Below are 18,885 nucleotides of genomic sequence, written 5' to 3' on the forward strand. Positions count from 1 at the left end.
GCGGGCGCCCGTAAGGGCGCCCTCCCGCGACCCAGCAATTACCCGAGCAACTGAATCGTGAGGACATAGACGAAGTGCTCGACGTCAACTACTTCGACGAACTGCGCATCGGTCTGGCCACTGCCGACGACATCCGCCAGTGGTCGCACGGCGAGGTCAAGAAGCCCGAGACGATCAACTACCGCACCCTGAAGCCGGAGAAGGACGGGCTCTTCTGCGAGAAGATCTTCGGTCCGACCCGGGACTGGGAGTGCTACTGCGGCAAGTACAAGCGGGTCCGGTTCAAGGGCATCATCTGTGAGCGCTGCGGCGTCGAGGTGACCCGTGCCAAGGTCCGCCGCGAGCGCATGGGCCACATCGAGCTCGCCGCCCCGGTCACGCACATCTGGTACTTCAAGGGCGTGCCCAGCCGGCTCGGCTACCTGCTCGACCTGGCGCCGAAGGACCTCGAGAAGATCATCTACTTCGCGTCGTACGTGATCACCAGCGTCGACAAGGAGGCCCGCCACCGCGACCTCGCCACCCTCGAGAACGAGGTCTCGGCGGAGAAGCGCCAGGCGGAGAACGCCCGCGACTCGGAGATCGAGAAGCGCGCCGCCAAGCTGGAGCAGGACCTGGCCGAGCTCGAGGCCGAGGGTGCGAAGGCCGACGTGCGCCGCAAGGTCAAGGAGTCCGGCGAGCGCGAGATGCGCCAGATGCGGGACCGCGCGCAGCGTGAGATCGACCGTCTCGACGAGGTCATGGACACGTTCCGCAAGCTGGACCGCAAGAACCTCATCACCGACGAGCTGCTCTACCGCGAGCTGCGCGACCGGTTCGGTGAGTACTTCACCGGCGCCATGGGTGCCGAGGCGATCAAGGCGCTGCTGGAGAACCTGGACCTCGACGACGAGGCCGAGTCGCTGCGCGAGACCATCCGCAGCGGCAAGGGCCAGCGCAAGATCCGGGCCCTCAAGCGGCTGAAGGTCGTCGCGGCGTTCCTCAACACCGCCAACTCGCCGCTGGGCATGGTCCTGGACTGCGTCCCGGTCATCCCGCCGGACCTGCGTCCGATGGTGCAGCTCGACGGTGGCCGGTTCGCCACCAGCGACCTCAACGACCTGTACCGACGCGTGATCAACCGCAACAACCGGCTCAAGCGCCTGATCGACCTGGGTGCCCCAGAGATCATCGTCAACAACGAGAAGCGGATGCTGCAGGAGGCCGTCGACGCGCTGTTCGACAACGGCCGCCGCGGTCGTCCCGTCACCGGCCCGGGCAACCGGCCGCTGAAGTCGCTGTCCGACATGCTCAAGGGCAAGCAGGGTCGCTTCCGTCAGAACCTGCTGGGCAAGCGCGTCGACTACTCCGGCCGTTCGGTCATCGTCGTCGGCCCGCAGCTCAAGCTGCACCAGTGCGGCCTGCCGAAGCAGATGGCGCTGGAGCTGTTCAAGCCGTTCGTGATGAAGCGCCTGGTGGACCTCAACCACGCGCAGAACATCAAGTCGGCCAAGCGCATGGTCGAGCGTCAGCGCCCGGTCGTGTGGGACGTGCTGGAGGAGGTCATCGCGGAGCACCCGGTGCTGCTCAACCGCGCGCCGACCCTGCACCGCCTGGGCATCCAGGCCTTCGAGCCGCAGCTGGTCGAGGGCAAGGCCATCCAGATCCACCCGCTCGTCTGCACCGCCTTCAACGCCGACTTCGACGGCGACCAGATGGCCGTGCACGTGCCGCTGTCCGCGGAGGCGCAGGCCGAGGCCCGCATCCTCATGCTGTCCAGCAACAACATCCTCAAGCCGGCCGACGGCAAGCCGGTCACCATGCCCACCCAGGACATGGTCATCGGCCTGTACCACCTGACGCACATCCAGAAGGGCCTGACGGGCGAGGGGCGCACCTTCAGCTCCGACGCCGAGGCGCGGATGGCGTTCGACAACGGCGAGCTGCACCTCCAGGCACCGGTGAAGATCCGGCTCCGGGGCATCGTCGGGGTCGACAACGGCGCCGCCGGCCAGCCGTGGGAGGCCCCCGAGGGCTGGCAGTCCGGCGACACGGTCACGGTCGAGACGACCCTCGGCCGGGTGCTCTTCAACGAGACGCTCCCGGTGGGGTACCGCTTCGTCAACTATGAGATCCGCAAGGGTCAGCTGTCGGCGATCGTCAACGACCTCGCCGAGCGCTTCCCGAAGGTCTCCCTCGCGGCGACCCTGGACGCGCTCAAGCTGGCCGGCTTCCACTGGGCCACCTGGTCCGGCGTCACCATCGGCATGGAGGACGTCATCCAGCCGCCTCGCAAGCGCGAGATCCTCGAGCGCTACGAGAGGGAGGCCGAGCGGATCGACAAGCAGTACCAGCGCGGTCTCATGACGGCCGAGGAGCGCCGCGGCGAGCTCATCGAGATCTGGACCAAGGCGACCGGCGAGGTCGCCAAGGAGATGGAAAGCGCGCTGCCGCAGGAGAACCCGCTGTGGAAGATGATCAACTCGGGTGCCCGCGGTAACCTGCTCCAGCTCCGCCAGATCGCCGCGATCCGTGGCCTGGTGGCCAACCCGAAGGGCGAGATCATCCCGCGGCCGATCAAGGCCAGCTACCGGGAGGGTCTGTCCGTGCTGGAGTACTTCATCTCCACGCACGGTGCCCGGAAGGGTCTGGCCGACACCGCGCTGCGGACCGCCGACTCGGGTTACCTGACCCGTCGTCTGGTCGACGTGTCGCAGGACGTCATCATCCGCGAGGAGGACTGCGGCACCGACCGCGCCATCCCGATGACGGTCGGCGAGCTGCACGACGGCGTCATGCGCATCCACCAGCACGCGGAGACGGGCGTGCACGCCCGTACCCTCGCCGACGACGTCCGCGACAAGGACGGCAAGCTCGTCGCCGAGCGCGGCACGGACATCAACTCGATCACGGTCGACCTGCTGGTCGCCGCCGGGACCGAGACCGTCCGCGTCCGCAGCGTGCTCACCTGCGAGTCGAAGCTCGGCGTCTGCGGCGCCTGCTACGGCCGGTCGCTGCCTACGGGCAAGACCGTCGACGTCGGCGAGGCGGTCGGCATCATCGCCGCCCAGTCGATCGGTGAGCCGGGCACGCAGCTGACTATGCGTACCTTCCACACCGGTGGCGTCGCGGGTGAGGACATCACCCAGGGTCTGCCCCGTGTGCAGGAGATCTTCGAGGCCCGCGTGCCGAAGGGTAAGGCGCCCATCGCCGACACCCCCGGTCGCGTGCGCATCGAGGACGGCGAGCGGATGCGGAAGATCATCATCGTGCCGGACGACGGCAGCGAGGAGATCGTCCACGACAAGCTCAGCCGGCGCGTCAAGCTGCGCTACCAGGACGGCGAGCACGTCGAGGTCGGCGAGAAGCTCACCGAGGGCACGATCGACCCGCACGAGCTGCTGCGCATCATGGGTCCCCGGGCGGTCCAGGTCCACCTGACCTCCGAGGTCCAGGAGGTGTACCGCTCGCAGGGCGTGCTCATCCACGACAAGCACATCGAGATCATCATCCGGCAGATGCTCAAGCGGGTCACGGTCATCGACTCCGGCTCCACCGAGTTCCTGCCCGGTGTGCTGGTCGACCGTGCGCTGTTCGAGGCGGAGAACCGTCGCGTCGTCGCCGAGGGCGGCGAGCCGGCGGCCGGCCGTCCCGTGCTCATGGGTATCACCAAGGCGTCGCTGGCGACGGAGTCGTGGCTGTCCGCGGCCTCGTTCCAGGAGACGACCCGGGTGCTGACCGACGCGGCGATCCACGCGCGCAGCGACTCGCTGATCGGTCTGAAGGAGAACGTCATCATCGGCAAGCTCATCCCGGCCGGTACGGGCATCAGCAAGTACCGCAGCATCCGGGTCGAGCCGACCGAGGAGGCGAAGGCGAAGGTCTACTCGATGACCGGCTACCCGGAGGCCGACTACGGCTTCGGCCCGGCCAGCGGGCAGGCGGTCCCCCTGGACGACTTCGACCTGGGCTCCTTCCGGTAAGCACCACCGGACGACGAAGAGGGCGGGGACCCACGGGGCCCCGCCCTCTTCCCGTGCACCGGCTAGGCTCGGGTGGTGACGTCTGCGACGCGCCATCCGCTCGACCCCGACCCGGTCCGTGCCACCAAGGCCTCGGCCGTGTTCGGGCTGGGCCTGCTGTCGGTGGTGACCGGGCCGTTCCTCGGTGGGGCGATCCCGGCGACCCTGGCGCTGCTGCTGGCCCGGCAGTCGCACCGGGAGCTGGTGGCCGCGGACGGCTTCCTGTTGGGCGCCAAGAGGCTCCGCAACGGCGTGCGGCTCGCCTGGACCGGCATCGTGCTGTCGATCGCCACGCTGGTCGTCCTGGCGATCCTGGGCCTGCTGGCCTATGCCCGTGGCCGCGGCACGGACTTCGACCCGCTGGTGAACTGACGTGACCTACCCGTACCAGCACCAGCAGCCCGTCCCGCAGCAGGGCATGCGGATCGACCTCGTCCAGGGGACCCCCTTCGGGGTGGCCTACCCCCTCGTCCAGGCGACCCCGAGCGGCCCCGCCATCGGCAGCCTCGTCGCCGGCATCGCATCGGTCCTCGTCGGCCTGTTCGTGGGCTGCCTCGGCCTGCTCGGTGGGTCCGAGGGGTGGGGCCCGCTCGCCGGCGGCGCGTTCACCGTGCTGGCGCTGTTCCTCGGCCTCGGCGCGATCGGCCTGGGGGTCTTCGGCATGCGCCAGGTCCGCCGCTCGGGCCGGCTGGTCACCGGGCGTGGGACGGCGATCACCGGGGTGGTGCTGGGCTCCACCGGCGCGGGGATCGGCGTGCTGTCGCTGCTGCTCGCCTTCGTGATCGCGGCCACCAGCACCAGCCCCTGAAACGGCCCGGACCAGCCCCCTGAGCGGCGCGGACGCCGAGAAAGCGACCCCCGGGACGGACGGATCAGACACCAGGTACTCTTGGTGTGAAGAGTGTTCCGTCATGGGGCCGAGCCGTCGATTTTGACCAGCGTCCTCACGGTGGGTACTCTTTCCCCTCGTGCCCGGCTTTGCCGGGCAACTCGTGCGTGCGTCCACAACGGCCCGCCTCCGCGGGTTGAGGGTGGACGCAAACCGCGAAACCCGGTTGGCACTTCTCGGACCGGGTTCGCGCGGCGGGCGACACGCCCGACCGCGGGTGCCGGTCACGCCGTGGAGACAGCGAAGAAGAAGACGTGCGGCCGCGAGGCCGAAGGGAGACAGGCCCAGTGCCTACGATCCAGCAGCTGGTCCGCAAGGGCCGCCAGGCGAAGCTGAGCAAGACCAAGACGCCGGCGCTCAAGGGCAGCCCGCAGCGGCGTGGCGTCTGCACGCGTGTGTACACCACCACGCCGAAGAAGCCGAACTCGGCCCTGCGCAAGGTGGCCCGCGTGCGACTGAGCAACGGTATCGAGGTGACGGCCTACATCCCCGGTGTCGGTCACAACCTTCAGGAGCACTCGATCGTGCTGGTCCGTGGTGGCCGTGTGAAGGACCTCCCCGGCGTCCGGTACAAGATCATCCGTGGTTCGCTGGACACCCAGGGTGTTCGCAACCGCAAGCAGGCTCGCAGCCGGTACGGCGCGAAGAAGGAGAAGAGCTGACATGCCGCGTAAAGGCCCCGCGCCGCGCCGGCCCCTGGTGGCGGACCCGGTCTACAACTCCCTGCTCGTCACCCAGCTGATCAACAAGATCCTGGTCGAGGGCAAGCGCCAGCTCGCCGAGCGCGTTGTGTACAGCGCCCTCGAGGGTTGCCGGGAGAAGTCGGGCACGGACCCCGTCGTCACGCTGAAGCGCGCGATGGACAACGTCAAGCCGACCCTCGAGGTCCGCAGCCGCCGCGTCGGTGGCGCGACCTACCAGGTGCCGGTCGAGGTGCGCCCTCCCCGGGCGACGACGCTGGGCCTGCGCTGGCTGGTCACCTACTCGCGCGCCCGTCGTGAGAAGACCATGGTGGAGCGGCTCATGAACGAGCTGCTCGACGCCAGCAACGGGCTCGGTGCTTCGGTGAAGCGCCGGGAGGACACCCACAAGATGGCGGAGTCCAACAAGGCCTTCGCGCACTACCGCTGGTAAGCGACGCTTTTCCAGCAATCCGACGAGAGCGAAGTAGGGATTCGAAGTGGCTGCCGTAGACGCTGCCCTCGCCAAGGTCCGCAATATCGGCATCATGGCGCACATCGACGCCGGTAAGACGACGACGACCGAGCGCATCCTCTTCTACACCGGCATCACGTACAAGATCGGTGAAGTCCACGAGGGCGCCGCCGTCATGGACTGGATGGAGCAGGAGCAGGAGCGGGGCATCACCATCACCTCCGCCGCCACGAAGTGCGAGTGGAAGGGCCACGTCATCCAGATCATCGACACGCCCGGCCACGTCGACTTCACGGTCGAGGTCGAGCGGTCGCTGCGGGTCCTGGACGGCGCCGTCGCCGTGTACGACGGTGTCGCCGGCGTGGAGCCGCAGACGGAGAACGTCTGGCGGCAGGCCGACAAGTACAACGTCCCGCGTATGTGCTTCGTCAACAAGCTGGACCGCACCGGTGCCGACTTCTTCCGCTGCGTGCAGATGATGGTCGACCGGCTCAACGCGACGCCGCTGGTGCTGCAGATCCCGATCGGCCTGGAAGGCGACCACATCGGCGTCGTCGACCTGCTGGAGATGCGCGCCCTGACGTGGCGTGGCGAGACCCAGAAGGGCGAGGACTACGCCATCGAGGAGATCCCCGCGGACCTCGTCGACCAGGCAAACGAGTACCGGGACAAGCTCCTGGAGACGCTGTCCGAGTCCGACGACGAGATCATGGTCCGCTACCTCGACGGCGACACGTTCGACGTCAAGGAGCTCAAGGCCGCGATCCGCAAGGCCACCATCGCCGGCAAGCTCAACCCGGTCGTGTGCGGCTCGGCGTTCAAGAACAAGGGCGTGCAGCCCATGCTCGACGCCGTCGTGGAGTTCCTGCCGTCGCCGCTGGACATCCCGGCGGTCGAGGGTGTGGCCACCGACGGTGAGACGCCCCTGCAGCGCAAGCCGTCCAACAGCGAGCCGTTCTCCGCTCTGGCCTTCAAGATCCAGACGGACAAGCACCTCGGCAAGCTCACCTACGTGCGCATCTACTCCGGCACGCTCGAGTCCGGCTCCCAGGTGGTCAACTCCACCAAGGACCGCAAGGAGCGGATCGGCAAGATCTACCAGATGCACGCGAACAAGCGTGAGGAGCGCCCAAGCGCTCAGGCGGGTGACATCATCGCCGTGCAGGGTCTCAAGCAGACCACCACGGGTGACACCCTCTGCGACCCGGCCCACCCGGTCATCCTCGAGTCGATGACCTTCCCGGAGCCGGTCATCCAGGTCGCCATCGAGCCGAAGAGCAAGGCCGACCAGGAGAAGCTGGGCACCGCCATCCAGCGGCTGGCCGAGGAGGACCCGACCTTCCGCGTCAAGAACGACGAGGAGACCGGGCAGACCATCATCGCCGGCATGGGCGAGCTGCACCTGGACATCCTGGTCGACCGGATGCGCCGCGAGTTCAGCGTCGAGGCCAACATCGGCAAGCCGCAGGTGGCCTACCGCGAGACCATCAAGGGCGTCGTCGACAAGATCGACTACGTGCACAAGAAGCAGACCGGTGGCTCGGGTCAGTACGCGAAGGTCATCGTCAAGCTCGAGCCGCTCGAGATGACGGCCGACGGCCCGACCTACGAGTTCGTCAACGAGGTCTCCGGCGGTCGCATCCCGAAGGAGTTCATCCCTTCGGTCGACGCCGGCGCGCAGGACGCGATGCAGTACGGCGTGCTCGCCGGCTACCCGATGGTGGGCGTGAAGCTGACGCTGCTCGACGGCCAGTACCACGAGGTCGACTCGTCAGAAATGGCGTTCAAGATCGCTGGTTCGATGGTGATGAAGGAGGCGGCCCGCAAGGCCTCTCCGGCCCTCCTCGAGCCGTTGATGGCCGTCGAGGTCACCACCCCGGAAGAGAACATGGGTGACGTCATCGGCGACCTCAACTCCCGGCGTGGCACCATCCAGGCGATGGAGGAGCGCGGCGGTGCCCGTGTCGTCCGCGCCACGGTGCCGTTGTCGGAGATGTTCGGCTACGTCGGCGACCTGCGGTCGAAGACCCAGGGCCGGGCGAGCTACTCGATGCAGTTCGACTCCTACGCCGAGGTTCCCGCGAACGTCGCCAAGGAGATCATCGCGAAGGCGACCGGGGAGTAGTTTCCGGTCCGCGGCCGCGAGGCTGCATCAGCGGGCCTGAAGGCTTCAGCCGCCAGACCCAAGTCGACAGGGTGCGTCGACGCTTCAGGCGTCGACGCACCGCGAACCAGAAGTCCACAGGAGGACACCAGTGGCGAAGGCGAAGTTCGAGCGGACTAAGCCGCACGTCAACATCGGCACCATCGGTCACATCGACCACGGGAAGACGACGCTGACGGCGGCCATTACCAAGGTGCTGCACGACCGCATGCCGGACGTGAACCCCTACACCCCGTTCGACGAGATCGACAAGGCGCCGGAGGAGAAGGCCCGCGGCATCACGATCTCGATCGCGCACGTCGAGTACCAGACCGAGAACCGGCACTACGCCCACGTTGACTGCCCGGGTCACGCCGACTACATCAAGAACATGATCACCGGTGCCGCGCAGATGGACGGCGCGATCCTGGTGGTCGCGGCGACCGACGGCCCGATGCCGCAGACCCGCGAGCACGTGCTGCTGGCCCGCCAGGTCGGCGTCCCCTACATCGTGGTGGCGCTGAACAAGAGCGACATGGTCGAGGACGAGGAGCTCCTGGAGCTCGTCGAGCTCGAGGTCCGTGAGCTCCTGTCGAGCCAGGAGTTCCCCGGCGACGACGCGCCGGTCGTGCGCGTCTCGGCCCTGAAGGCCCTCGAGGGCGACCCGAAGTGGTCGGACGCCCTCATGGAGCTCATGGGCGCCGTGGACAGTGCGATCCCGCAGCCCGAGCGTGAGACCGAGAAGCCGTTCCTCATGCCCGTCGAGGACGTCTTCACGATCACCGGTCGTGGCACCGTCGTCACCGGTCGTGTCGAGCGTGGCATCCTCAAGCCGAACGAGGAAGTCGAGATCGTCGGCATCAAGGCCAAGTCGATGAAGACCACCTGCACCGCCATCGAGATGTTCCGCAAGATCCTCGACGAGGCGCGCGCCGGTGAGAACGTCGGCCTGCTCCTGCGTGGTATCAAGCGCGAGGACGTCGAGCGCGGCATGGTCGTGGTGAAGCCGGGTAGCAACACCCCGCACACCGAGTTCGAGGCGACCGTCTACATCCTCTCCAAGGAGGAGGGTGGCCGGCACACCCCGTTCTTCCAGAACTACCGTCCGCAGTTCTACTTCCGCACCACGGACGTCACCGGCGTCGTCACGCTGCCCGAGGGCACCGAGATGGTCATGCCGGGCGACAACACCGGCATGACCGTGCAGCTCATCCAGCCGATCGCCATGGAGGAGAACCTCCGCTTCGCGATCCGCGAGGGTGGCCGCACCGTCGGCGCCGGCCGTGTGACGAAGATCCTCAAGTAACAACCTGAGGCACCCCGATTTCACTTTGTCGCAAGTCATGCGGCATAATGGTCGGGTTGCGTCGCGGGGCGGTCGAGACTGCTCAATGAGAAGTCTCGACCGCTTCCGCGCGGCGTCAGTCTTACGACCGGCGCTCACCTCCGCGTTTTGGGCGTGGCACGCCCTGGGGTAGGTCTCCTGAGCCACCAGCGGTCCTGTGAAGGACGTCGGCGGCGGAGCCTGGCCCTTGGCCGCGACACGCCCGACCGCGGGGGTCGGACAAACCAAATAGGCGGCACCGGACCCTTCGGGGTTCCGCGAGGTCGAGAGACCTCGCATGAGAGAGGGAACTGAAGCCACCATGGCGGGACAGAAGATCCGCATCCGGCTCAAGGCCTACGACCACGAGGTCGTCGACTCCTCGGCGCGGAAGATCGTCGAGACGGTCACGCGCACCGGGGCTCAGGTCGCTGGGCCGGTGCCGCTGCCCACTGAGATCAACCGCTACTGCGTGATCCGCTCGCCGCACAAGTACAAGGACTCGCGCGAGCACTTCGAGATGCGCACGCACAAGCGTCTGATCGACATCATCGACCCGACCCCGAAGACGGTTGACTCGCTCATGCGGCTCGACCTGCCGGCTGGTGTCGACATCGAGATCAAGCTGTAGGGACCGGACTTATGGACAGGCAAGTCAAGGGCATCCTGGGTGAGAAGCTCGGCATGACCCAGATCTGGGACAACGGCAAGGTCGTCCCGGTGACTGTGGTGCAGGCCGGCCCGTGCGTCGTGACCCAGGTGCGCACGGCTGACAACGACGGCTACTCCGCGGTCCAGCTCGCGTGGGGCCAGATCGACCCGCGCAAGGTCAACAAGCCGCGGTCGGGCCACTTCGCCAAGGCGGACGTCGCACCCCGCCGGCACATCGTCGAGCTGCGGACCACCGACGCCGGCGAGTACTCGCTCGGCCAGGAGATCACCGCCGACCTCTTCGCCGCCGGCCAGCGGATCGACGTCACCGGCCGGACCAAGGGCAAGGGCTACGCCGGTGTCATGAAGCGGCACGGCTTCCACGGCCTCCGCGCGAGCCACGGTGTCGAGCGCAAGCACCGCTCGCCCGGCTCCATCGGCGCCTGCGCGACCCCGGGTCGCGTCTTCAAGGGCGTGAAGATGGCCGGCCGCATGGGTGGGGCGCGCTTCACCGTGCAGAACCTGACCGTCCAGGCGGTCGAGCTGGAGCAGGGCCTGATCCTCATCAAGGGTGCGGTCCCCGGTCCGAAGGGCAGCCTCGTGCTGCTGCGGAGCGCCGCCAAGGTCGCGGTGAAGGCGCAGAAAGGTGGGATCACCAAGTGACCACCGTTGACATCAAGACGGCCGACGGCGCCACCAACGGCACCGTCGAGCTGCCGGACGACATCTTCGACGCGCAGGCCAGCATCCCGCTGCTGCACCAGGTCGTCGTCGCGCAGCTCGCCGCGGCCCGCCAGGGCACGCACAAGGTCAAGACCCGCGGGGAGGTGTCCGGCGGCGGCAAGAAGCCCTACAAGCAGAAGGGCACCGGCCGTGCCCGTCAGGGCTCGATCCGCGCGCCGCAGTTCACCGGCGGTGGCGTCACGCACGGCCCCGTGCCGCGTGACTACACCCAGCGGGTGAACAAGAAGATGAAGGCCGCCGCCCTGCGTGGCGCGCTCTCCGACCGGGCCCGCGAGGGTCGCATCCACGTCGTGGAGAACTTCATCGACGGCGACACCCCGAAGACCAAGGACGCCCTGAAGGTGCTGCGCGGCATCACCGACGCGCGCCGGGTCCTCGTGGTCCTCCCGCGCGACGACGAGGCCAACTGGCTGAGCCTGCGCAACGAGCCGTCGGTGCACCTCCTGGTCGCCGACCAGCTCAACACGCACGACGTGCTCCTCGCCGACCAGGTCATCTTCACGACCGCGGCGCTGGACGAGTTCCTCGGCGTGCCGGCCGCCGGCGCTGCCGACGCCGCCGAGACCACCGAGGAGGCCTGATCATGGCGACGATCGCCGATCCACGCGACGTGATCATCCAGCCGGTGGTCTCCGAGAAGAGCTACAGCGAGCTCAACCGCAACTGGTACACGTTCCTGGTGCACCCGGACGCGAACAAGACCGAGATCAAGATCGCGATTCAGCAGATCTTCAACGTCCGCGTCCTGTCGGTCAACACCATCAACCGCGAAGGCAAGCGCAAGCGGACCCGCACGGGCTGGGGCAAGCGCAAGGACACGAAGCGGGCCATGGTCAAGCTCGCCGAGGGTGACCGGATCGAAGCCTTCGGCGGACCGGTCAGCTGAGGGGTATAGACGATGGCTATCCGTAAGTACAAGCCGACGACCCCGGGTCGTCGTGGTTCGAGCGTCGCCGACTTCGCCGAGATCACCCGATCGACGCCCGAGAAGTCGCTCCTCGTCCCGCTGCCGAGCAAGGGCGGCCGCAACGTCCACGGCCGCGTCACCGCGCGCCACCAGGGCGGCGGCCACAAGCGCCAGTACCGGTTGATCGACTTCCGTCGTGCGGACAAGGACGGCATCCCCGCCAAGGTCGCGCACATCGAGTACGACCCCAACCGCACCGCGCGGATCGCGCTGCTGCACTACGCCGACGGCGAGAAGCGGTACATCATCGCGCCGAAGGACCTGAAGCAGGGCGACCGGGTCGAGGCCGGTGTCGGCGCCGACATCAAGCCGGGCAACAACCTGCCGCTGCGCAACATCCCGGTCGGCACCACCGTGCACGCGGTGGAGCTGCGCCCGGGCGGCGGCGCGAAGCTGGCCCGCTCGGCCGGCGTGGGCATCCAGCTGCTCGGCCGTGAGGGCCAGTACGCGACGCTGCGCATGCCGTCGGGCGAGATCCGGCGCGTCGAGGTGGCCTGCCGGGCCACGATCGGCGAGATCGGCAACGCCGACCAGTCGAACATCAACTGGGGCAAGGCCGGCCGCATGCGCTGGAAGGGCAAGCGCCCGACCGTCCGTGGTGTCGCCATGAACCCCATCGACCACCCGCACGGTGGTGGTGAGGGTAAGACCTCGGGTGGTCGCCACCCGGTCAACCCGAAGGGCAAGCCGGAGGGCCGCACGCGGCGCAAGGGCCAGCCGAGCGACCGACTCATCGTCCGTAGGCGTTACGCCACCCGGAAGCGCGGCTAAGGAGCCTGAGCAATGCCTCGCAGCCTCAAGAAGGGCCCGTTCGTCGACGACCACCTCATCAAGAAGGTGGAAGTCCAGAACGCCAAGAACTCCAAGAACGTCATCAAGACCTGGTCGCGCCGGTCGACGATCATCCCCGACATGCTCGGGCACACGATCGCCGTCCACGACGGGCGTAAGCACGTTCCCGTCTTCGTGACGGAGGCGATGGTCGGGCACAAGCTCGGCGAGTTCGCGCTGACCCGCACGTTCAAGGGTCACGAGAAGGACGACCGGAAGAGCCGCCGCCGCTAAGGCAGCCAACTAAAGGGGATTTCCCGATGTCAACAAAAGCAGCGGCGGCGCTGCCCGGTGCCCGGGCGATCGCGCGCCATGTGCGCGTGTCGCCCATGAAGGCCCGCCGGGTGGTGAACCTCGTCCGCGGCCTGCCCGCGCGCGACGCACTCACGGTGCTGCAGTTCGCCCCGCAGTCGGCGAGCGAGCCGGTGTACAAGGTGCTGGCGAGCGCCATCGCCAACGCAGAGAACAACGAGCGGCTCGACCCGGACTCGCTCCTGGTCGCCGAGGCGTACGTCGACGAGGGCCCGACGCTCAAGCGGTTCCGTCCGCGGGCGCAGGGTCGCGCGTACCGGATCCGCAAGCGGACCAGCCACATCACCATCGTGGTCGAGAGCGTCCCCGCGAGCCAGGCCCGCGCGGCCAAGGCCGGCGTGGCGAAGGCGACCAGGGCGGCGAAGGCCGTGACGCCGGAGACCGACGAGACCGACGAGGTCAAGGCGCCCGCGGCGAAGAAGGCCGCTCCGGCGAAGAAGGCCACGAAGGCGACGCCGAAGGCTGACGCCGAGGAAGGGACCGAGTAATGGGTCAGAAGGTTCACCCGCACGGGTTCCGGCTCGGCATCAGCACCGACTGGAAGTCCCGCTGGTACGCCGACAAGCTCTACAAGGACTACATCGCCGAGGATGTCCGCATCCGCCGGATGATGTCCAAGGGCCTGGAGCGCGCCGGCATCGCCAAGGTCGACATCGAGCGCACCCGCGACCGGGTCCGCGTGGACATCCACACGGCCCGCCCGGGCATCGTCATCGGCCGCAAGGGCGCCGAGGCCGACCGCATCCGCAACGAGCTCGAGAAGCTCACCGGCAAGCAGGTGCAGCTCAACATCCTCGAGGTGAAGAGCCCCGAGTCGGACGCGCAGCTCGTCGCGCAGGGCGTGGCCGAGCAGCTGTCCAGCCGGGTCAGCTTCCGCCGCGCGATGCGCAAGGCGATGCAGTCCGCGATGAAGAACACGCTCGTCAAGGGCATCCGGGTGCAGGTCTCCGGCCGCCTCGGCGGCGCGGAGATGAGCCGCACGGAGTTCTACCGTGAGGGTCGCGTGCCGCTGCACTCGCTGCGGGCCAACATCGAGTACGGCTTCTTCGAGGCCCGTACCACCTTCGGCCGCATCGGCGTGAAGGTCTGGATCTACAAGGGCGACGCCGTTCCGGGTCGCGAGGCGCCGGCCGAGGCCGCCGCTCCGCGCGGTGGCCGTCGCGAGCGCACCGACCGGCCCGAGCGGCCGCGTCGCGGGCGCTCCGGTTCCTCCGGCACGACGGCCGGTGGCACCGAGGCCGGCCGTGCCGCAGCCGCGGCCCAGGCCGCCGAGGTGACCCCCGAGGCCGCCCCGGTGGAGCAAGCACCGGCAGAGACGTCCCAGGAGGGCTGACGAATGCTGATCCCTCGTAAGCCCCCGAAGGGCTTCCGCAAGCCGCACCACCCGGACCGTCACGGCCCGGCCAAGGGCGGCACCCGCGTGGTCTTCGGCGAGTTCGGTATCCAGGCCCTCGAGCCCGCGTACATCACGAACCGCCAGATCGAGTCGGCCCGTATCGCCATGACCCGGCACATCCGTCGTGGCGGCAAGGTCTGGATCACGATCTTCCCGGACCGCTCCATCACCAAGAAGCCGGCCGAGACCCGCATGGGCTCCGGTAAGGGCTCCCCCGAGTGGTGGGTGGCCAACATCAAGCCGGGCCGGATCCTGTTCGAGATGTCGTTCCCGAACGAGCAGATCGCCCGCGAGGCAATGCGCCGCGCGATCCACAAGCTTCCGCTGAAGTGCCGGATCGTCACGCGTGAAGGGGCTGATGTCTGATGGCCGCCGGAATCAAGGCGACCGAGCTGCGCGAGCTGTCCGACGAGAGCCTGGTCGAGAAGCTTCGGGAAGCGAAGGCGGAGCTGTTCAACCTCCGCGTCCAGTCGGCCACCGGCCAGCTGGACAACCACGGGCGGTTGCAGATCATCCGCAAGGACATCGCCCGGATCTACACGATCATGCGCGAGCGCGAGCTGGGTCTCTCAGCCGCGCCCGACGCTGTGGCTGAGGTGGCATGAGCATGAGCGAGCAGACGACCGAGAGCACCGAGGTGCGCGGCCGCCGCAAGGTCCGCGAGGGCCTGGTGGTCAGCGACAAGATGAACAAGACCGTCGTCGTGGCGGTCGAGGACCAGGTCAAGCACCCGCTGTACGGCAAGGTCATGCGCCGCACCAACAAGCTCAAGGCGCACGACGAGCAGAACGCGTGTGGCATCGGCGACCGGGTGCTGCTCATGGAGACCCGGCCGCTGTCCGCCACCAAGCGCTGGCGGGTCGTGGAGATCCTCGAAAAGGCCAAGTAAGGCCGTCGTTCCGCCAAGCTCGGCACCGGCCCTCGAAGCGCCGGTGCCGAGAACTGGCAGACATTAGGAGACAAGCGTGATTCAGCAGGAGTCGCGGCTGCGCGTCGCCGACAACACGGGTGCCCGGGAGATCCTGTGCATCCGTGTGCTCGGTGGCTCGGGTCGCCGCTATGCAGGCATCGGCGACATCATCGTGGCCACCGTGAAGGACGCCATCCCGGGCGCCGGCGTGAAGAAGGGTGACGTGGTCAAGGCCGTCGTCGTCCGGACCACCAAGGAACGGCGCCGGCCGGACGGGTCCTACATCCGGTTCGACGAGAACGCCGCCGTGATCATCAAGGACGGCGGTGACCCCCGTGGTACCCGCATCTTCGGCCCGGTCGGGCGTGAGCTCCGGGACAAGCGTTTCATGAAGATCATCTCGCTCGCGCCGGAGGTGTTGTAACCATGAAGGTCAAAAAGGGCGACACCGTCCTGGTCATCGCGGGCAAGGACAAGGGCACCCGGGGCAAGGTCCTCACCGCCCTCCCGCGCGAGGACAAGGTCATCGTCGAGGGCGTGAACCGCGTCAAGAAGCACACCCGGATCCGCACCACCCAGCGTGGCTCGAAGACCGGTGGCATCGTGACCCAGGAAGCCGCCATCCACGTCTCCAACGTGATGGTGATCGACTCGGACAACAAGCCGACCCGCGTCGGTGCCCGCATCGACGAGGACGGCGTCAAGACCCGCACGTCGCGTCGCTCCGGTAAGGATCTGTGATGACGACGGTCGACAAGGTGAACCCGCGCCTCAAGCAGCGCTACCGCGACGAGATCGCCGGCAAGCTGCAGGAGCAGTTCAAGTACGCCAACGTGATGCAGATCCCGGGGGTCGTCAAGGTCGTCGTCAACATGGGCGTCGGCGAGGCGGCTCGCGACTCGAAGCTGATCGACGGTGCGGTCCGCGACCTGGCCACGATCACCGGCCAGAAGCCGCAGATCCGTCGTGCGACCAAGTCCATCGCGCAGTTCAAGCTGCGTGAGGGCATGCCGATCGGTGCGAAGGTCACCCTCCGCAACGACCGCATGTGGGAGTTCCTCGACCGGCTGCTGTCGATCGCGCTGCCGCGTATCCGCGACTTCCGCGGTCTGGACGGGCGCAAGCTCGACGGCAACGGCAACTACACCTTCGGTCTCACCGAGCAGTCGGTGTTCCACGAGATCGACCAGGACCGCATCGACCGGCCGCGAGGGATGGACATCACCGTGGTCACCACCGCTCGCACGGACGAGGAAGGTCGCGCGCTGCTCAAGCTGCTCGGCTTCCCCTTCCGTGAGAACTAGGGAGAACTGACCAATGGCGAAGAAGGCCCTCATTCTCAAGGCCGCCGCGAAGCCCAAGTTCGCGGTCCGCGCTTACACCCGCTGCCAGCGCTGCGGCCGGCCCAAGGCCGTGTACCGGAAGTTCGGGCTGTGCCGCGTGTGCATCCGTGAGATGGCGCACCGCGGCGAGCTGCCCGGCGTCTCCAAGGCCTCCTGGTAAACCTCCTTCGCCGTAGGCCCGCCCACAGCGGCGAGGAACCGCGGCGAGAAAGGCTGACAAAGCAATGACCATGACCGACCCGATCGCAGACATGCTGACGCGTCTGCGCAACGCCAACCAGGCGTACCACGACCGGGTGTCGATGCCCTACTCGAAGATCAAGGCGAACATCGCCGAGGTGCTCAAGTCCGAGGGCTACGTGTCCTCGTGGCAGGTTCAGGAGCCGGAAGAGGGCAAGGTCGGCAAGACGCTGATCGTTGAACTCAAGTACGGCCAGAGCCGCGAGCGCAGCCTCGCCGGCATCCGCCGCGTCTCGAAGCCCGGTCTCCGGGTGTACGCGAAGTCGGTGGAGATGCCGCGCGTGCTCGGTGGCCTGGGTGTGGCCATCATCTCGACGTCCCAAGGGCTGCTCACCGACCGGCAGGCCCGCAAGCGAGGGGTGGGCGGGGAAGTCCTCGCCTACGTCTGGTAAGGGAGAGCCTTCAATGTCTCGAATCGGACGTAAGCCCATCGCGGTGCCCGCCGGCGTTGACCTGCGGGTCGACGGTCAGGTCGTCACCGTCAAGGGACCCAAGGGCGAGCTGAACCACACGATCGCCGACCCCATCACGCTGGAGAAGGCCGACGACGGCTCCTTCACCGTCGTTCGCCCCAACGACGAGCGCAAGGCCAAGGAGCTGCACGGCCTGACCCGCACGCTCATCGCGAACATGGTCACCGGCGTCACCGAGGGCTACCGCAAGAGCCTCGAGATCGCCGGCACCGGTTACCGCGTCACCGCGAAGGGCGCCGACCTGGAGTTCGCGCTCGGGTTCTCCCACCCCGTGCTCGTGACGCCCCCTCCGGGCATCACGTTCACCGTCGAGAAGCCGACGCTGTTCCACATCGCCGGCATCGACAAGCAGCAGGTGGGCGAGGTCGCCGCCAACATCCGCAAGATCCGCCCGCCGGAGCCGTACAAGGGCAAGGGCGTGAAGTACCAGGGCGAGGTCATCCGCCGTAAGGCTGGAAAGGCAGGCAAGAAGTGAGCGCCACGCTGCTCAAGCGCCGCAACGCAGGCGGCACCGCCGCGGCGCGCCGAGTCGGGCGCGCACGCCGGCACTTCCGCATCCGCAAGCACGTCAGTGGCACCGCCGAGCGTCCGCGCCTGGTCGTCACCCGTTCGCTGCGGAACATCACGGCGCAGATCGTCGACGACCTCAAGGGCCACACGCTGGCCTCGGCCTCGACGCTCGACGCGAGCATCCGCGGCACCGACGGTGACAAGAAGGCGCTGGCCACCAAGGTCGGCACCCTCCTCGCCGAGCGGGCGAAGGCCGCGGGTGTCGGCAAGGTCGTCTTCGACCGTGGCGGAAACCGTTACGCCGGCCGCATCGCGGCCCTGGCTGACGCCGCCCGCGAAGCCGGACTCGAATTCTAGGAAAGGGAACGTTCATGCCTGGTCCTCAGCGCAGGGGCGGCGGGTCCGGTGGGAACACCGAAGGTGGCGGCCGTCGCGAGAATCGTCGCGAAGGAGGCGGCCGCGGCAACGCGCCCGCCGAGAAGACCCCGCACCTCGAGCGGGTCGTCGCGATCAACCGTGTCGCCAAGGTCGTGAAGGGTGGTCGTCGCTTCAGCTTCACCGCCCTCGTCATCGTCGGTGACGGCGACGGCACCGTCGGCGTCGGATACGGAAAGGCCAAGGAGGTGCCCGCGGCCATCGCCAAGGGCGTCGAGGAGGCCAAGAAGCACTTCTTCAAGGTGCCGCGGATCGCGGCCTCGATCCCGCACCCGGTGATCGGCGAGGACGCCGCGGGCGTCGTGCTGCTCAAGCCGGCCTCCGCCGGTACCGGCGTCATCGCCGGTGGCCCGGTGCGTGCCGTCCTGGAGTGCGCGGGCATCCACGACGTGCTCTCCAAGAGCCTCGGCTCCTCGAACGCGATCAACATCGTCCACGCGACGGTGGCGGCGCTGAAGAAGCTCGAGGCGCCGGAGGCCGTGGCCGCCCGTCGCGGTCTGCCGGTCGAGGACGTCGCTCCGGCGGCCATGCTGGCCCAGCGGGCCGGGGTCGGTGCATGAC

General features: G+C 68.0%; 25 protein-coding genes and 1 pseudogene. All 26 read left to right on the forward strand.

All coding sequences use genetic code 11. The annotated features are described in order from the left end of the window. The first annotated feature begins 74 nt into the window (after positions 1-74). The 26 genes and pseudogenes from ACFY3L_RS25950 to rpsE all read left to right on the forward strand — a co-directional run bounded on the left by ACFY3L_RS25950 (position 75) and on the right by rpsE (position 18,884). Positions 75-3,962: a DNA-directed RNA polymerase subunit beta' gene (locus ACFY3L_RS25950; RefSeq protein WP_389329075.1), complete on the forward strand. Its 3,888-nt coding sequence runs from the start codon at positions 75-77 to the stop codon at positions 3,960-3,962. A gap of 72 nt (positions 3,963-4,034) precedes the next feature. Beyond that, a complete protein-coding gene (locus ACFY3L_RS25955; RefSeq protein ID WP_389329078.1) occupies positions 4,035-4,373 on the forward strand; it encodes a hypothetical protein in 339 nt (112 codons plus the stop codon). Position 4,374: 1 nt separating this feature from the next. Then, complete coding sequence (locus tag ACFY3L_RS25960; RefSeq protein ID WP_389329081.1) at positions 4,375-4,809, forward strand: hypothetical protein; 435 nt, start codon at positions 4,375-4,377, stop codon at positions 4,807-4,809. Between the two features lie 368 nt (positions 4,810-5,177). Next, a complete protein-coding gene (gene rpsL, locus ACFY3L_RS25965; protein WP_033357671.1) occupies positions 5,178-5,552 on the forward strand; it encodes a 30S ribosomal protein S12 in 375 nt (124 codons plus the stop codon). Position 5,553: 1 nt separating this feature from the next. Continuing rightward, entirely contained in the window at positions 5,554-6,024 is a 471-nt protein-coding gene (gene rpsG, locus ACFY3L_RS25970; protein ID WP_033357670.1) for a 30S ribosomal protein S7, read from the forward strand. Positions 6,025-6,070: 46 nt separating this feature from the next. Then, positions 6,071-8,170, forward strand: a complete 2,100-nt coding sequence (gene fusA, locus ACFY3L_RS25975) for an elongation factor G (RefSeq protein WP_389329084.1) — start codon at positions 6,071-6,073, stop codon at positions 8,168-8,170. A gap of 130 nt (positions 8,171-8,300) precedes the next feature. Beyond that, positions 8,301-9,494 (forward strand): elongation factor Tu, encoded by a 1,194-nt coding sequence (gene tuf, locus ACFY3L_RS25980; protein WP_389329086.1) that lies wholly within the window; start codon positions 8,301-8,303, stop codon positions 9,492-9,494. Between the two features lie 340 nt (positions 9,495-9,834). After that, complete coding sequence (gene rpsJ / locus ACFY3L_RS25985) at positions 9,835-10,143, forward strand: 30S ribosomal protein S10 (protein ID WP_018347762.1); 309 nt, start codon at positions 9,835-9,837, stop codon at positions 10,141-10,143. A gap of 11 nt (positions 10,144-10,154) precedes the next feature. Then, positions 10,155-10,826 (forward strand): 50S ribosomal protein L3, encoded by a 672-nt coding sequence (rplC, locus tag ACFY3L_RS25990; protein ID WP_389329089.1) that lies wholly within the window; start codon positions 10,155-10,157, stop codon positions 10,824-10,826. Further along, positions 10,823-11,488 carry a 50S ribosomal protein L4 gene (rplD, locus tag ACFY3L_RS25995; protein WP_389329092.1) on the forward strand — a complete coding sequence of 222 codons (666 nt, stop codon included), beginning with the start codon at positions 10,823-10,825 and terminating at the stop codon, positions 11,486-11,488. Before rplC ends, rplD begins: the two co-directional genes overlap by 4 nt. 2 nt (positions 11,489-11,490) lie before the next feature. Further along, the gene (gene rplW, locus ACFY3L_RS26000) at positions 11,491-11,793 is read left to right on the forward strand and encodes a 50S ribosomal protein L23 (RefSeq protein WP_033357665.1); all 303 of its coding nucleotides are present in this window, start codon (positions 11,491-11,493) and stop codon (positions 11,791-11,793) included. Positions 11,794-11,805: 12 nt separating this feature from the next. Next, positions 11,806-12,645: a 50S ribosomal protein L2 gene (gene rplB, locus ACFY3L_RS26005; RefSeq protein ID WP_389329095.1), complete on the forward strand. Its 840-nt coding sequence runs from the start codon at positions 11,806-11,808 to the stop codon at positions 12,643-12,645. Positions 12,646-12,657: 12 nt separating this feature from the next. Beyond that, a complete protein-coding gene (gene rpsS / locus ACFY3L_RS26010) occupies positions 12,658-12,939 on the forward strand; it encodes a 30S ribosomal protein S19 (protein ID WP_203845081.1) in 282 nt (93 codons plus the stop codon). A 26-nt stretch (positions 12,940-12,965) separates the two neighbouring features. Then, positions 12,966-13,415 (forward strand): annotated as a pseudogene (gene rplV / locus ACFY3L_RS26015) (50S ribosomal protein L22); the annotation flags it as partial. An 89-nt stretch (positions 13,416-13,504) separates the two neighbouring features. Continuing rightward, positions 13,505-14,350 (forward strand): 30S ribosomal protein S3, encoded by an 846-nt coding sequence (gene rpsC / locus ACFY3L_RS26020; protein WP_389329098.1) that lies wholly within the window; start codon positions 13,505-13,507, stop codon positions 14,348-14,350. Positions 14,351-14,353: 3 nt separating this feature from the next. Next, positions 14,354-14,779 (forward strand): 50S ribosomal protein L16, encoded by a 426-nt coding sequence (gene rplP / locus ACFY3L_RS26025; RefSeq protein WP_360086137.1) that lies wholly within the window; start codon positions 14,354-14,356, stop codon positions 14,777-14,779. Then, a complete protein-coding gene (gene rpmC, locus ACFY3L_RS26030; protein WP_344501832.1) occupies positions 14,779-15,018 on the forward strand; it encodes a 50S ribosomal protein L29 in 240 nt (79 codons plus the stop codon). The genes rplP and rpmC overlap by 1 nt, the downstream gene beginning before the upstream one ends. 2 nt (positions 15,019-15,020) lie before the next feature. Then, positions 15,021-15,302 (forward strand): 30S ribosomal protein S17, encoded by a 282-nt coding sequence (gene rpsQ / locus ACFY3L_RS26035; protein ID WP_033357658.1) that lies wholly within the window; start codon positions 15,021-15,023, stop codon positions 15,300-15,302. 76 nt (positions 15,303-15,378) lie between these two features. After that, positions 15,379-15,747, forward strand: a complete 369-nt coding sequence (rplN, locus tag ACFY3L_RS26040; protein WP_033357657.1) for a 50S ribosomal protein L14 — start codon at positions 15,379-15,381, stop codon at positions 15,745-15,747. 2 nt (positions 15,748-15,749) lie between these two features. Next, positions 15,750-16,064: a 50S ribosomal protein L24 gene (rplX, locus tag ACFY3L_RS26045; protein WP_033357656.1), complete on the forward strand. Its 315-nt coding sequence runs from the start codon at positions 15,750-15,752 to the stop codon at positions 16,062-16,064. Continuing rightward, on the forward strand, positions 16,064-16,627 hold the full coding sequence (rplE, locus tag ACFY3L_RS26050; protein ID WP_344501831.1) for a 50S ribosomal protein L5: 564 nt from the start codon (positions 16,064-16,066) through the stop codon (positions 16,625-16,627). Before rplX ends, rplE begins: the two co-directional genes overlap by 1 nt. A 13-nt stretch (positions 16,628-16,640) precedes the next feature. Continuing rightward, a complete protein-coding gene (locus ACFY3L_RS26055) occupies positions 16,641-16,826 on the forward strand; it encodes a type Z 30S ribosomal protein S14 (RefSeq protein WP_033342853.1) in 186 nt (61 codons plus the stop codon). 64 nt (positions 16,827-16,890) lie between these two features. Beyond that, positions 16,891-17,298, forward strand: a complete 408-nt coding sequence (rpsH, locus tag ACFY3L_RS26060) for a 30S ribosomal protein S8 (protein WP_033357654.1) — start codon at positions 16,891-16,893, stop codon at positions 17,296-17,298. A 13-nt stretch (positions 17,299-17,311) separates the two neighbouring features. Continuing rightward, positions 17,312-17,854: a 50S ribosomal protein L6 gene (gene rplF, locus ACFY3L_RS26065; RefSeq protein ID WP_389329102.1), complete on the forward strand. Its 543-nt coding sequence runs from the start codon at positions 17,312-17,314 to the stop codon at positions 17,852-17,854. Between the two features lie 8 nt (positions 17,855-17,862). Beyond that, a complete protein-coding gene (gene rplR, locus ACFY3L_RS26070) occupies positions 17,863-18,246 on the forward strand; it encodes a 50S ribosomal protein L18 (protein WP_363397606.1) in 384 nt (127 codons plus the stop codon). A gap of 14 nt (positions 18,247-18,260) precedes the next feature. After that, entirely contained in the window at positions 18,261-18,884 is a 624-nt protein-coding gene (rpsE, locus tag ACFY3L_RS26075) for a 30S ribosomal protein S5 (protein WP_344501828.1), read from the forward strand. Position 18,885 lies beyond the last annotated feature (1 nt).

The sequence above is a fragment of the Dactylosporangium sp. NPDC000521 genome (assembly GCF_042898305.1).
In the GTDB taxonomy this organism is placed as follows: domain Bacteria; phylum Actinomycetota; class Actinomycetes; order Mycobacteriales; family Micromonosporaceae; genus Dactylosporangium.

Coding starts and splice junctions, on each gene's coding strand:
- rplX (WP_033357656.1), top strand. CDS start 15,750: ATGAAGGTCAAAAAGGGCGACACCGTCCTGGTCATCGCGGGCAAGGAC.
- rpsJ (WP_018347762.1), top strand. CDS start 9,835: ATGGCGGGACAGAAGATCCGCATCCGGCTCAAGGCCTACGACCACGAG.
- rplB (WP_389329095.1), top strand. CDS start 11,806: ATGGCTATCCGTAAGTACAAGCCGACGACCCCGGGTCGTCGTGGTTCG.
- rpsG (WP_033357670.1), top strand. CDS start 5,554: ATGCCGCGTAAAGGCCCCGCGCCGCGCCGGCCCCTGGTGGCGGACCCG.
- rplW (WP_033357665.1), top strand. CDS start 11,491: ATGGCGACGATCGCCGATCCACGCGACGTGATCATCCAGCCGGTGGTC.
- rpsC (WP_389329098.1), top strand. CDS start 13,505: ATGGGTCAGAAGGTTCACCCGCACGGGTTCCGGCTCGGCATCAGCACC.
- rpsQ (WP_033357658.1), top strand. CDS start 15,021: ATGAGCGAGCAGACGACCGAGAGCACCGAGGTGCGCGGCCGCCGCAAG.
- rplF (WP_389329102.1), top strand. CDS start 17,312: ATGTCTCGAATCGGACGTAAGCCCATCGCGGTGCCCGCCGGCGTTGAC.
- ACFY3L_RS26055 (WP_033342853.1), top strand. CDS start 16,641: ATGGCGAAGAAGGCCCTCATTCTCAAGGCCGCCGCGAAGCCCAAGTTC.
- rpmC (WP_344501832.1), top strand. CDS start 14,779: ATGGCCGCCGGAATCAAGGCGACCGAGCTGCGCGAGCTGTCCGACGAG.
- rpsH (WP_033357654.1), top strand. CDS start 16,891: ATGACCATGACCGACCCGATCGCAGACATGCTGACGCGTCTGCGCAAC.
- rplP (WP_360086137.1), top strand. CDS start 14,354: ATGCTGATCCCTCGTAAGCCCCCGAAGGGCTTCCGCAAGCCGCACCAC.
- rplE (WP_344501831.1), top strand. CDS start 16,064: ATGACGACGGTCGACAAGGTGAACCCGCGCCTCAAGCAGCGCTACCGC.
- rplC (WP_389329089.1), top strand. CDS start 10,155: ATGGACAGGCAAGTCAAGGGCATCCTGGGTGAGAAGCTCGGCATGACC.
- rpsE (WP_344501828.1), top strand. CDS start 18,261: ATGCCTGGTCCTCAGCGCAGGGGCGGCGGGTCCGGTGGGAACACCGAA.
- rpsS (WP_203845081.1), top strand. CDS start 12,658: ATGCCTCGCAGCCTCAAGAAGGGCCCGTTCGTCGACGACCACCTCATC.